Origin of the sequence: Streptomyces sp. NBC_01450 (assembly GCF_036227505.1) — a bacterium.
Lineage (GTDB): Bacteria > Actinomycetota > Actinomycetes > Streptomycetales > Streptomycetaceae > Streptomyces.
In genome coordinates this window covers 1,814,930-1,827,339 of record NZ_CP109480.1, presented here as the reverse complement: position 1 = coordinate 1,827,339, position 12,410 = coordinate 1,814,930, and the positions used below count along the sequence as shown (strand labels likewise).

9 protein-coding genes and 1 pseudogene are annotated in these 12,410 nt (G+C 70.4%); 6 read left to right on the top strand and 4 right to left on the bottom strand.

Annotated features, from left to right (window positions below; all coding sequences use genetic code 11):
* The first annotated feature begins 58 nt into the window (after positions 1-58).
* From OG568_RS08320 to mgtA, 3 genes are all read left to right on the top strand, one after another.
* Entirely contained in the window at positions 59-955 is an 897-nt protein-coding gene (locus tag OG568_RS08320; RefSeq protein ID WP_329530917.1) for a universal stress protein, read from the top strand.
* Between the two features lie 55 nt (positions 956-1,010).
* Positions 1,011-1,292, top strand: coding sequence for an SHOCT domain-containing protein (locus OG568_RS08315; RefSeq protein ID WP_329530916.1), 282 nt, complete (start codon positions 1,011-1,013; stop codon positions 1,290-1,292).
* A gap of 319 nt (positions 1,293-1,611) precedes the next feature.
* Positions 1,612-4,275, top strand: coding sequence for a magnesium-translocating P-type ATPase (mgtA, locus tag OG568_RS08310; protein ID WP_329530915.1), 2,664 nt, complete (start codon positions 1,612-1,614; stop codon positions 4,273-4,275).
* Positions 4,276-4,395: 120 nt separating this feature from the next.
* Here mgtA and OG568_RS08305 read toward each other — a convergent pair whose 3' ends face one another.
* Entirely contained in the window at positions 4,396-5,271 is an 876-nt protein-coding gene (locus OG568_RS08305) for a slipin family protein (protein WP_329530914.1), read from the bottom strand.
* Between the two features lie 327 nt (positions 5,272-5,598).
* On the opposite strand from OG568_RS08305, the pseudogene OG568_RS08300 reads away from it, so the two are divergent.
* Positions 5,599-5,896 (top strand): annotated as a pseudogene (locus OG568_RS08300) (DUF5655 domain-containing protein); the annotation flags it as partial.
* An 85-nt stretch (positions 5,897-5,981) separates the two neighbouring features.
* Here OG568_RS08300 and OG568_RS08295 read toward each other — a convergent pair.
* On the bottom strand, positions 5,982-6,683 hold the full coding sequence (locus OG568_RS08295; RefSeq protein ID WP_181652434.1) for a CBS domain-containing protein: 702 nt from the start codon (positions 6,681-6,683) through the stop codon (positions 5,982-5,984).
* A 305-nt stretch (positions 6,684-6,988) separates the two neighbouring features.
* Positions 6,989-7,996: an Acg family FMN-binding oxidoreductase gene (locus OG568_RS08290; protein WP_329530913.1), complete on the bottom strand. Its 1,008-nt coding sequence runs from the start codon at positions 7,994-7,996 to the stop codon at positions 6,989-6,991.
* 282 nt (positions 7,997-8,278) lie between these two features.
* On the opposite strand from OG568_RS08290, the gene OG568_RS08285 reads away from it, so the two are divergent.
* The gene (locus OG568_RS08285; protein WP_329530912.1) at positions 8,279-8,878 is read left to right on the top strand and encodes an Rv1733c family protein; all 600 of its coding nucleotides are present in this window, start codon (positions 8,279-8,281) and stop codon (positions 8,876-8,878) included.
* Positions 8,879-9,442: 564 nt separating this feature from the next.
* Positions 9,443-9,715: a hypothetical protein gene (locus OG568_RS61340; RefSeq protein ID WP_443077583.1), complete on the top strand. Its 273-nt coding sequence runs from the start codon at positions 9,443-9,445 to the stop codon at positions 9,713-9,715.
* Between the two features lie 61 nt (positions 9,716-9,776).
* On the opposite strand, the gene OG568_RS08275 is transcribed toward OG568_RS61340, so the two are convergent.
* On the bottom strand, positions 9,777-12,107 hold the full coding sequence (locus OG568_RS08275; protein WP_329530911.1) for a heavy metal translocating P-type ATPase: 2,331 nt from the start codon (positions 12,105-12,107) through the stop codon (positions 9,777-9,779).
* Between the last annotated feature and the right edge of the window lie 303 nt (positions 12,108-12,410).

Genomic DNA, 12,410 nt, shown 5'->3' with positions numbered 1-12,410 from the left:
TGGACCGTGCTGAGCGACGCGCTCATGGACACGGAGGGAGACGAAGGAGGCGACAGCCATGACGAGGCCAGTCGTGGCCGGTCTGGACGGTTCGAGCGAGAGCCTCGCCGCAGCCGACTGGGCGGCCAGGGAAGCCCTGCGCCGAGAGCTCCCGCTCCGTCTGGTGCACGCCTGGGAGGGCCTGCCCGACGACGACACCGACGCGGACCTGCCAGAGATCCGGGCACCGCAGTACCACGCGCGCCGGATCCTGCGCGGTGCCCTCGAGCGGCTGAACGAGCACTATCCGCAGCTGTACATCGCCGCCGAGCAGATTCGCCGGCAGCCCGGGCCCGCGCTCCTCGCCGAGGCGGAGAACGCGGAACTGCTGGTCATCGGCAGCCGCGGGATGAGCGGCGTCGGCGGGTTCATGTCGGGGTCCGTCGCCATGGCCACCGTGGCCCACGCCGACCGGCCGGTCGTGCTCGTACGGGCGGGCGAGACGACGGCCGACGAACATCTCCCCGACGACTCGGGAACGGCTTTGGCCCGTACGCCCTACCGGGATGTCGCGGTCGCCGTCGACAGCGGCGGGCCCTGCGACGACGTCCTGGACTTCGCGTTCCGCGCTGCCGAACTCCGGCAGGCGCCGCTGCGCGCCGTGCACGCCTGGCACGTGCCGCTCACCGGGGCCATCCCCGGCGTCGAGGAGCGCACGCGCATCAGAGAGGAGGCAGAGCACGAGCTCACGGAGCTGCTCGAACCATGGCGTGCGAAGTACCCCGATGTGGTCGTCCGCGAGAACCTCCACGAGGGCCGCGCGGCTCATGTCCTCGTACGCGCCGCGGGCGGAGCCGGACTGCTGGTGGTGGGCCACCGGAGGCGGCGTGCCGCGGTCGGCTCGCACACCGGGCCAGTGGCCCATGCGCTGATCCACCACGTGAACCGGCCGGTCGTGCTGGTCCCGCACGACTGACGACGGCGGGTTGCGTCCGGCGACCCGCGCAGCCCACCTGGGAGGAACTGACACCATGTACTGGAACTGGAACTCGAACCACATGAACGGCTGGGGCTGGCTCGCCATGTCGCTGAGCATGGTCCTCTTCTGGGCACTGCTGATCGCCGTCGGCGTTCTGCTCTTCCGGGCTCTGAGCCGCGGCAGTGCGGATACGCATACGCGTGCCTCTCGGACCACCCCGGAGCAGTTGCTGGCCGAACGGTTCGCGCGGGGGGAGCTCGACGAGGACGAGTACCGGCGCCGACTGGCCGTCCTGCGGTCGGACAGTCCCGACCGGACCAAGTACTCGCCCTGATCTTCACGGAACCCTGAACTCCGAGGGTGAGGTACTCCAGGCCCCGGCCGGCGGCGAGTTCGTCACCGATGCGGCCCTGCGAGGCAGCGCAGTCAGGCCCGCCGATGCTGAGCGGGTTCATCACGTGCCGGGAGTCAACTGCGATGAGCGTGCGATGCTGGACCCCACTGAGCGCGCCCGGTCTTTGGACCCGCGTCCTCACCGGGCGTGACAGCCTCAGGGCGGCGATGTGCGTGACCGAGCAGCAGTGCCGAGATCGTGAGACCGAACGGTGCCCCGCACCGAGGGCCGGTACCTCCGCCTCCGTGGGCGGGGCGGGATGAGCGTCTTCGCTCCGGCGCAGCCGCCCGTGCTCTCGCCCGGCGTGGTGTCGGCGGCGGCCCTGTCGAGGGACGACGTCATGCGTGAACTCGGCGTCGTCGCCTCCGAGGGGCTGAGCGGCGAGGAAGTCCTGCGACGCCAGGCACAGTTCGGCCCCAACGCGGTCGCCACACACCGTGCCCGGATGTTCCCTGTGCTGTGGCATCAGCTCCGCTCGCCGCTGCTCGGGCTGCTGCTGGTGGCGGCCGCTGTCGCGTCCTTCCTGGTCGGGGAGCGTAACGATGCGGTGATCATCGGGCTGATCGTGAGTGCGTCCGTGGGACTGGGCTTCGTCAACGAGTACCGGGCCGAGAAGGCGGCCGAAGCATTGCACTCCCAGATCCACCACCAGACCGTGGCGCTGCGCGACGGCCGGGCCACGTTGGTGGATGTCACGGCGCTGGTTCCCGGTGATCTGGTGGAACTGCGCCTGGGCGACATCGTGCCGGCGGACCTGCGGCTGGTGGAGGCCGCCGGTTTGGCGTGCGACGAGTCGGTGCTGACCGGCGAGTCGCTGCCGGTGGACAAGAACCTCGCCGCCGTCGCGGCCGGGACCCCGTTGGCCGAATTGTCCGGGTGCGCTCTGATGGGTACGGTCGTCCGGGCCGGCGCTGCCCGAGGGGTGGTGGTGGCCACCGGGGCGCACACCGAGTTCGGCAAGATCGCCGCCGGGCTCGACACCCACCCGCTCGACACCGAGTTCCAGGTCGGCCTGCGGCGCTTCTCTCTGCTACTGGTCTACGTCGCGGGTGCATTGACGACCTCGATCTTCGTGATCAACGTAGCCCTGCACAAGCCGATCATCGACGCGCTGCTGTTCTCACTGGCCATCGCGGTCGGTATCACCCCGCAACTGCTGCCCGCTGTCGTTTCGACCAGCCTTGCCGCCGGGTCGCGCCGGATGAGCTGGCGCAAGGTGCTGGTCAAGCGGCTGGTGTGCATCGAGGACCTGGGCGACGTCGATGTCCTGTTCACCGACAAGACCGGCACGCTCACCATGGGCCGCATCGAGTACATGCGCGCCGTTCCGGCCGACGGCCAGGGCCCCGACGCTGTGGTGCGGTGGGGACTGCTCAGTACCGAGAACGCGGCGAGGGATGCGCAGGACGTCGGCGGGAACCCGCTGGACCAGGCCCTGTGGAGGTCTCCTGCCACCGTCGGCGAGCGGGCCGCGCTGGACGGGTACACACAGGTCGCGGTGCTGCCCTTCGATCACGAACGGCGCATGGTCTCGGTCCTCGTGCGGGACAGCAACGGCCACACGAGCCTGGCCACCAAGGGCGCCCCGGAAGCGGTCCTGGACCGCTGTGTCGACGTCCCATCCGGAGTCCATGACGCCCTGGCGGCGGAGTTCGCCGCAGGCAACCGGGTGGTCGCTGTCGCCACCCGGCCCGTCGCCGCTGCGACGCAGGGCGTCGGGCCCGAGGACGAGCGGGGGCTGCGCCTGGCCGGGCTGCTGGTGTTCCTCGACCCGCCCAAGCCGGACGCCGCCACAGCGCTGCGCAGACTCTCCGGCCTCGGCATCGCGGTGAAGGTCGTCACCGGCGACAACGCCGCAGTCGCCGCAAAGGTCTGCCATGACCTGGGGCTCACCGATGCGGGCGCGATGACCGGTAGCGAGGTCGATGCACTGGACGACGCACAACTGGCCGAGGCGATCACGACGACCACCGTCTTCGCGCGAGTGAGTCCCGAGGCCAAGGCACGTATCGTGCACGCGCAACGGCGCAGCCGCGGCGGTGTGGCGTTCCTGGGCGACGGAGTCAATGACGCACTGGCTCTGCACGCGGCCGACGTGGGCATCTCCGTCGACTCGGCCACCGATGTCGCCAAGGACGCGGCGGACGTCATCCTGCTGGAGAAAGACCTCAATGTCCTCGCGGACGGTGTGGGCGAGGGCCGCAGGATCTTCGCCAACACCATCAAGTACGTGTTGATGGGCACCTCGAGCAACTTCGGCAACATGGCTTCCGCCGCGGGCGCCTCGCTGTTCCTGTCCTTCCTGCCGATGCTCCCCTCACAGATCCTGCTGAACAACCTTCTCTACGACAGCAGTCAGCTGGCCATCCCGACGGACAACGTGGACGAGGAGCAGCTGCGGAAGCCCTCGCACTGGGACATCGCCTTCATCCGCCGATTCATGATGTCCTTCGGACCGCTCAGCTCGGTGTTCGACTTCGTCACCTTCGGCGTCATGCTCTGGGTCTTCCACTCGGGGCCCGCCCAGTTCCGCTCCGGCTGGTTCGTCGAATCGCTGGCCACCCAGACCCTGGTCATCTTCGCCATCCGCACCCGGCGTATCCCGTTCTTCCGCAGCCACCCCAGCCTGCCGCTGACACTCGCCGCGCTCGGTGTCGTCATGGTCGGCGCAGTGCTGCCGGCCACACCACTCGCCCACACGCTGGGCTTCCAACCACTTCCCGGGGCGTTCTTCGCCACGTTGGTCGGCATGATCCTCGCCTACCTGGCCCTCATCGAGATCGGCAAACGGCTCTTCTACGGAGCTGCAGCCACGGCACCTCCGGTTTTCAGCCACTACGCCGGCCGCCGCCATCTGAGGCGCCGTGCCGCCCACTTCAGCACCGCGAAGCCCCGCCCCACGCCGGTCGGCGGCCCGCCCTGATGCGAACCGTCGGCCTCGCCGCGAGTGGGGGGTGGGAGCAGGGACGCGGACCACGATGCGGTGACCCGGCCGGCGGATGTGCGCCGTGGGCCACCGCAAGCCTCGCGCTGCCAGGGACACTCACAGGGTCTCGGTCACCCCGTACGGTGCCGGCACCCGAGCGGACTTGGTCAGGCCGGGAGCTGGTAGGGGCGTGGGGGACGGCGGCACCGTGGTGGCGGCGGCCGCCGTCGTTTCGCGGGCGAGGAAGGCGCCGAGTTCTCCGATGGTGCTCATCAGCGGTGCCGGGAAGACGACGGTGGTGTTCTTGTCCACGCCGATCTCGACCAGGCTCTGCAGGTTACGCAGTTGCAGGGCGAGCGGGTGGGCCATCATCGTGTCGGAGGCCTCGCCCAGAGCGGCAGCGGCCAAGGACTCACCCTCGGCATTGATGATCTTGGCGCGCTTCTCCCGTTCGGCCTCGGCCTGCCTGGCCATCGCGCGCTTCATGGACTCGGGCAGCTGGATGTCCTTGAGTTCGACCAGGGTGACCTGCACGCCCCACTCAGCGGTGGTGACGTCGAGGATCTGACGGATGTCCAGGTTGATGCGGTCGGTCTCGGACAGGGTCTCGTCCAGGGTGTGCTGGCCGACGACCTTCCGCAGGGTGGTCTGGGCGATCTGGTTGATCGCCGAGTTCACGTTCTCGATCGCGATGACCGACTTGACCGCGTCGACCACGCGGAAGTAGGCCACGGCGGAGACATCGACGCTGACGTTGTCGCGGGTGATGATGCCCTGGGACTGGATCGGCATGGTGACGATGCGCAGCGAGACGCGGTGCAGGACGTCGACGAAGGGGACGATGAACCGCAGCCCGGGCTCGCGTGGGCCGACCAGCCGGCCGAACCGGAACAGGACGCCCTGCTCGTACTGCCGGACGATACGGATCGCCATCGCCAGCCCGATCAGGACCAGGACGACCAGCACCATCACGAGGATGATCAAGGTGGCCATGTTTCGCTCCTTCGGAGGATGAACCGCGGTGACGGGTCACCGGGTGCGGGAAGGCGTCGCCGCAGCGGGGCACCGGACGCGCGAGACCGCTTCTGGGTCTCGCTGCGAGCCTGCTCCGCCCACGCTGCGGGCAGTAGGGCCGACAGGCCCTGGGTTCTCCACGACCGGCCCTTGTACCTGCCCGCTGGCCGTCGAGGTCGCTCCCGATCCCACAAGGGGCGATCCGGCCTTGAGGTCGTGGCCTCCGTCACGGGGCACAGAGCAGTACCGAGGGCAGTGGAGCGTCGCCGCACTGCCGAGGCAATGCGATCACGCACGGCGGACGCCACGATGGCGGAGTTGACCGCGGCCGTCGATGAAATCCTGCTCAGCCTCGGGGACGGCGTTACCCAGGTCCAGCGCAAGACGTACTGCGCGTACCGGCGGCTGCGGAACTTCGCCTGCGTCTGGCGCAGCAGACCAAGCTCCTCGTCTACCTCAAGGCCGATCCGAAGAACGTGGACCTTGTTCCCGGCTTCACCCGCGACGTGACGGAACTCGGTCACCACGGCACAGGTGACCTGGAGGTACAGCTGCGCGTACGGAGCGGGATCTGGAGCGTGCCCGGGAGCTGTTCCACCTCAGTACGCCGCGACCCAGGCCGACCTGCCCCGAACGTCGTGCCGTACTCGGGTCGGTCTCACTCGGGAAGGCGCCAATCCGGCTGCCCGTCAAGGCGCCAGTTGGGCGCGGCGTGGTGAGGCGGTGTCCGGGCTTTCGGAGGTGTCGTCCGTCCGATGGTTCAGCTGCGCGGTGACGTCCACGACTCCGTCCACGCCTTGGCACAGCCGCACGGCGACGGGGATGAGGGATTTCCGTTCGACGGTTCCACTCAGGGTGACCCGGCCGTCCACGACGTGCACGGTCACCGAGTCGGGCGCGATGCCCAGCGTGCGGACCAGTACGTCCCCGGAGATCTCCTCGCGGATGGCACTGTCACCGCGCAGGAACACCCGCAGCAGGTCGGCGCGGCTGATCAGGCCGACAAGGCGGTCGGCTTCGTCCACCACCGGCAGCCGCTTGATGCGGTAGCGCTCCATCACCTGGGCGGCCTCCACCACCGTCCAATGCGGCCTGGCCGTGATGGACGGGCTGTTCATCAGGCCTTCAGCGGTGGTCGCCTCCTGCTTGGCCCGGTCGACGGGGCGCGGGTGCAGGACCGGCAGCAGCCCCGAGGGGTCCAGCTGGCCCGCCTCCTTGCGCAGCAGATCCGCCTCGGAGACCACGCCCACGGGCCGGTCGTCGTCGTCCACGACCGGTACTGCCGTGATGTCGTACTCGGCGAGTAGCTTGGCGATCTCCTTGAAGCCGGTGTTCTTCTGTACCCGTACGACCGATGTCGTCATCAGGTCGCTCACCATTCGGTGCTGCATGACTCCCGCCTCCTTCGTCACGTCTGTTCCTTTCCACTGTGCGGCGCACTGGGCCGTCGCCCCATGGGCCGGTCGGCCCCGGGCACGGCCGACCGGCCCGGTGGGCGCGAGACGGCGATGCGGAGGAGCACGCGTGCAGGAACAGCACTGCGAGCCATGCTTTCAAGGTCGGCCGGACGAAGGTCATCTACATGCTCCAGCCAGTTTGCAGGGATACATGCCGGCGGTCCCCAGCTACACGGTCGAATGAGAAGCGACGAGACCGTTCCGCCCTTGCGCCCGCAGTGCTTCCGCCGCCTGCTCGGTCAGTGCTGATCCGCTTGAGGGCCAGTGCCGCCGTGGTCGAGGAAGAGATGTGGTGTGCGGCGCGGAGTGGGAGGCCCTTCCGGGCCGTAGCCGAGTCGTACGAGCATCTGGACGTGGTCGAACGGAGACGTCACGGAACGCAGCTCGTCACGGAGGTCGGCCCACTCAAGTGCCTGGTGCAGAAGTGAGGTGCGCACTCCGTGGGTTGTTGCGACGAGCAGGGCGCGCTCAAGTGCCTGTCCGGCCCGGAGCCAGTCGGCGCGCCGGTCGTGGCTGGTGCTGAGCGACATGAGCGTAGGAGCACGTTCGAATGGCCGGGCCGGCAGCTGCTCCAGGGATCGCCGCGCGCTGAAATCACGCAGCGGAAGCTGCTCGAAGGTGTCCTGGGGCCCGAGCGCCGTGGACGGGATGCCTGTGTCCGCGGCCCTGTCCCGGTTCGACCAGCGGCGGCTTTCGGTGCTGCGTGCCGGGTCGGCGTGGTTGCGGTGCTCCGCTTCGGCGGTGACCCGTAGCAGCCGCGCCGTCTCGCGCGGTCCGGTGACGGCGAGCGTCGAGCCCTCGGAGTGGGCGGCTTCGGCAAGTTCGTGGAGCACGGTCCCGGGAACAGGTTGGTTGGCGAAGGGGAATCGGCTGCTGTGCCGGTGCCAGATCGCCTCGTACAGGTCGTCGCCGTGGAGGGTGCGCGGGTTGGTGCGCATGGTGATGTGCGCCGAGGCGAGCAGACCGGGGTGGCGGGGATCCGGGAGCAGCCGAGTGACCGGCTTCCAGCCGAAGTGGCTCACCGCGACCCGCAGGTTGAAGAGGGCCGCGCCGGCGGAGATGTGTAGGGCCCGGCCGTGCCGGTCCTCGTGTGGAAGTCCCCGCTCGGCGTCGGCATGGATCTCCATGGTGGTCGAGTCGGCGTCGAGGCGGAAACGCCAGGGCTGCGTGTTGTGCATCGAGGGCGCGGCGACGGCCGCCGAGATCAGCTTCTCCAACGCTGACGAGTCGAGATATGTGGCAGACATGAGGGCCTCCTCTCGGGCGAGGCGAGCTGCAAGGCGTGCGATGCCCTGAGCCTGCTGCCGTGAGAGGAGCGGGGCGGAGGGGCCGTCCGGCCCCAACCTGAGGCTGGGTGGGTAACCGAGGGTGGGCGGCAGTGCCGAGTGGCCCCTCCTGGTCTGCCGTCTGGCCTGCTCGTCCCTGCGGGAGGGTCCGGTCGGTCCCTCCCGCGCGGTGGGCGTCAGTGGGACGTTCCTGGCAGCAACTGACGGGGAGTGCTGTCAGTACTCGGGAGGGGGTGTCCACTGATGGCGAACACATGTCGTACGAGGGCGGCGAAGGTGTGGTTGTGGCGCTGGCGGCGTAATCCACTGCGGCGTCACAGCGATCGCCTGGAGGCTTGGGTCGTGCTCGTCACCTGGGCATTCGCGCTGGTGGTCGGGGTGCTCGCGGGCCTCGCGACCGCAGCGTCGGTGGAACACGGCCTCGCCGAAGAACGTGCCGGACTGCGCGCGATCCCGGCTGCGCTGACTGAGGCCGCGGCAGAGACCGCGCTCACTACGACGTCCGGTTTCCGCGGCGACGACAAGGTATGGGGGGCGGTTCGCTGGACTGCCGCAGACGGTTCGGCGCACAGGGGGCGGACAAGAGTTGAGCCAGGTAGCGCCGCAGGCGCCACGGTCACTGTGTGGACGAACGACAAGGGCAGGTTGGTGGCGAAGCCCGCCACCGCATCTCAGGTGCGACTGCGGGCGGTCTTCACTGGCGTGCCGGCCGACCTGAGCGGCGGCGTCGCGGTGCTGGTCTGCGGACGGCTCGTACGCGTTGGTCTGGACCGGCGCCGTATGGAGCAGTGGGACGTGGAGTGGGAGCGGATCGGACCGAAGTGGCGCAGGATGACGGGATGAAAGGTGCCGCCGAGCGGGGACTTTGCGGTGCCGGTCGGCCCACCCGTGACCCGGTCTGGGCGCGCCACGCTGGAAGGATCCCCGTACATCACGTTTGAGTGTGGGTTCGCCGTGCGCGGTCCGGGAGATTTCTGCCGGCCGCGCACACGTCTGTCCACCGTTCGCCAGGTCCTTGCCAGTTCATGAGCTGTGCTCGCGGCCCGCGCGAGCGGGATGCCGTTCGCACCCGGCCGGCGTCACCCCGCCCGTGACGCTCTCCGCGCGGGTCAACACGCGGGAGGGTGGACATGCACTGGGCAGGTGGCGAAATGGGGGGGCGGACTGCCCGCACCTTGCAGCACGTCCGCGGGTGGCAGTTCGTCGATGCCCTGTGAATCAGGGTAGGGGTCGGGCCGCTGCAGACGTCCGTGGTCCGCATAGGGGACCGGGGGCGGCTCGTCGCGGAGTTGTCGTGTCTGCCGAGCCGGCGCAGTGTCGCATGACGACCACGCCCTCGACGGCCCGCACCAAGGGGCGGCAACGGGTGTCAGCGAGGGGTCCTCGATCTTCCCGGTGAGTGTCACGATGCCGTCATTCACCTGCATCCGTACGCATGATGCGGGCAGGCTCGATGAGAGTGGCGTCGGCGTGGACGGTGAGGGCAGGGGCAGCCATCAGCTCTGCTGCGGTCACGGCTCCCGCCTTCGCGAGGTCGGTCGGGAGACTGAGTCGGGTGGCGGGGCCCTGCGTCAGGAATTCGAACCGCGTCATATCGTCTTCGCGCTCGCCCGCGTCAAGCAGGACCTGCGCGACGACCTCGACGCCTTCGGGCCGACCGAGGCCATCGACACCGCCTGATTTTCCCGACCCTGCCCGCGGCCATGTCCGCCTACCGGGAGTGGCTGGGACGCGGGGGCGGTCAAGGGGCGAGCGAGAAGTAGTTCTCCTCCTCCTGGGTGAAGTGCAGGCGCAGGACGCTGTGCAGGCCGTACAGACAGGCGCGCAGGTCGTCGAGTTGTTCGGGGCGAGGTGTGCCGTCGGTCCCGCTGAGGGCGAGGTGTGTGGCTATGCGTCCGGCCAGGCGCTCGATCTCGGCGTGGGCGCGGCTCATGGTGGCGGTAGTCTCGGGGCCGCCGAGCGAGGAGGCAAGGGCCGGGTAGAGCTGGTGCTCTTCGGCGTACTCGTGAGGCAGCAGCCGCTCGGTGAGCAGGCGGTGCACCTCGCGTACCGATGCGAGGGCCGCGGGCCCTGGAGTGTTCGAGAGCTGGTCGGCGGCGCCGCGTACGGCTTCGAGGACCTCCTGCAGGTCGTCGTGCTCGGCGGCGAAGCGGTGGATGAGGGCCTCGGTGGTGGGTTCCAGGGCCGGCTGGCTCTTCCGGTCGGCGCGCAGGGCGCGCAGAGCGTTGAGGATGACGGCGACGTCGATGCCCTCCTGGAGCAGGGCACCAGGGGCCGGCGGCAGCATGCCGAAGGCGGCCACGGCCATCGCGGCGAGCGACATCAGCATGCCGCCGAGCGCGCTCTGCACCGCGATGCGCCGGGCCCGTACGGCGATGGTGACGGCGTCGGCGAGGCGGTCCACCCGGTCGGTGGTCAGCACGATGTCCGCGGCCTGGGAGGAGGCGCTGGAGCCGCGGGCCCCCATGGCGACGCCGACGTCCGCGGCGGCGAGGGCGGGGGCGTCGTTGACGCCGTCACCGACCATGACGGTCACGGCGCGGGCGCGTTCGGCGCGTACGGCGGCGACCTTGTCGGCGGGGGTGAGGTGGGCGTGGACGGCGTCGAGGCCGAGCACCGTGGCCACCTCGCGGGCGGGTTCCGTGCGGTCGCCGGTGAGCATCACCAGTCGTCGGATGCCCGCCGCGCGCAGTCGGCGCAGGGTCCGGGGAGCGTCGGGGCGCAGTGGGTCGCGCAGCAGTACGGCGCCGGCGAGGCGGCCGTCGGCGGTCAGCCAGGCGACGGCCGCGCCGTCGAGCACGGCACGGTTGTCGACGGCGCGTGCCCACGTCGGGTCCCCTGCGCCTACGCCGTGGCGGCCGACGGCGAGGTGGTGGCCCTCGACGGTGCCGGTGGCCCCCAGGCCGGGCTCCTCGGCGACGTCCGCGGGCATGGAGAGTTCCAGATTCCGTGCCTGGGCGGCGTCGACCAGGGCATGAGCCAGGACGTGCGGTGACAGCTGGTCGAGCGAGGCCGCCAACCGTAGGACCTCCGTCGGCTCCCGGCCCGGTGCGGCGACCACGTCGAGCACCCGTGGGCGGCCGGACGTCAGGGTGCCGGTCTTGTCCAGCAGCAGGGTGTGGGCCCGGCCGAGGTTCTCCAGGGCGCCGCCGTCGCGGACGACCACGCCGTAGCGGGAGGCCCGGGACAGGCCGGAGACGATCGCCACGGGCGCGGCGAGCAGCAGGGGACACGGGGTGGCGACCACCAGGACCGCGACGGCCCGCACCGCGGAACCGCTGACCCACCAGGCCAGCCCCGCTACAGCCACGGACAGCGGCAGGAACCAGGCGGCGTACCGGTCCGCGAGCCGGACCACGGGGGCGGACTCGGCACCGGCCTGCCGCGCCAGCCGGACGATCTCCGCATAGGTGCTGTCCTGCTCGGTGGCGGTGGCCCGCAGCTCGAACGCGCCGCCCGCGTTGACCACACCGCTGCGCACCCGCTCGCCGTCGGCGCGCTCGACCTGCTGGGACTCCCCGGTGAGCACCGACTCGTCGAGCACGGCCGTGGCGCCGACGACCCGACCGTCGACCGGGACCACCTCGCCCGGACCGACGACGACCAGGTCACCGACCGCGACCTCGGCGAGTGACACCTCCCTGACCACGTCGAGGGTCCGGACGCGGGCGGAGCGCGGCGCGTGTTCCAGCAGCGCCCGCAGATCGTGCGAGGCGCGCCGCTGGGCCGCGGCCTCCAGAGTCCGTCCGGAGGCCAGCATGAGCGCGATCAGCGCCCCGGCCAGGTACTCCCGCACCGCCAGGGTCCCGCCGAGCGCCAGGACCGCGATGAGATCCACGCCCGCGTGTCCCCGTTGCAGCGCGGCCAGTACCCAGACGACGGCGGGCACGACGGCGATCACGGTGCCCAGACCCCAGCACAGGTCGGCGATGTCGGGTGCACCGGCGAGCCAGGCGATGCCACCGGCGGTCAGGGCGCCGGCGGTGGCCGCCAGCAGCAGTGGTTCGAAGCGTCGGCCGGAGAGCAGGGTGGCGGAGCGGCGGAACAGTTCCCACGGGATGCGCCGGTCCATGGTGTGCCCTCGAATCTGGCGGCGGCGGGTCTTCCTGATGCCCTCCCTCCCATCAGACCGCTGAGGCCCCACCTTCGGCAGGGGACGAACGGCCCCTGTCACTGGAATTGTGCGGATGGGTGAGGCCGGGGCGGAGACGGGCGCCCCGGGTGGACACCTCTGGCTCAGTGGCAGGGACACGCCGGACGCCAAGTCCGACAGGCCTTACAGATAGGGCCGTTCAGCCCCACGGTCGCGGCCCTTCGGCACCCGGTGCCGCCCGTCCCGCGCCACCAGAGTGGTCGCTGTCGGGCACCGGTCCGA

Bases quoted from the DNA above. Each gene is read 5' to 3' on its own strand.
- OG568_RS08285 (WP_329530912.1), top strand. From the start codon at position 8,279: ATGGCGAACACATGTCGTACGAGGGCGGCGAAGGTGTGGTTGTGGCGC.
- OG568_RS08295 (WP_181652434.1), bottom strand. From the start codon at position 6,683: ATGCAGCACCGAATGGTGAGCGACCTGATGACGACATCGGTCGTACGG.
- OG568_RS08290 (WP_329530913.1), bottom strand. From the start codon at position 7,996: ATGTCTGCCACATATCTCGACTCGTCAGCGTTGGAGAAGCTGATCTCG.
- OG568_RS08320 (WP_329530917.1), top strand. From the start codon at position 59: ATGACGAGGCCAGTCGTGGCCGGTCTGGACGGTTCGAGCGAGAGCCTC.
- mgtA (WP_329530915.1), top strand. From the start codon at position 1,612: ATGAGCGTCTTCGCTCCGGCGCAGCCGCCCGTGCTCTCGCCCGGCGTG.
- OG568_RS08315 (WP_329530916.1), top strand. From the start codon at position 1,011: ATGTACTGGAACTGGAACTCGAACCACATGAACGGCTGGGGCTGGCTC.
- OG568_RS08275 (WP_329530911.1), bottom strand. From the start codon at position 12,107: ATGGACCGGCGCATCCCGTGGGAACTGTTCCGCCGCTCCGCCACCCTG.
- OG568_RS08305 (WP_329530914.1), bottom strand. From the start codon at position 5,271: ATGGCCACCTTGATCATCCTCGTGATGGTGCTGGTCGTCCTGGTCCTG.
- OG568_RS61340 (WP_443077583.1), top strand. From the start codon at position 9,443: ATGCCGTCATTCACCTGCATCCGTACGCATGATGCGGGCAGGCTCGAT.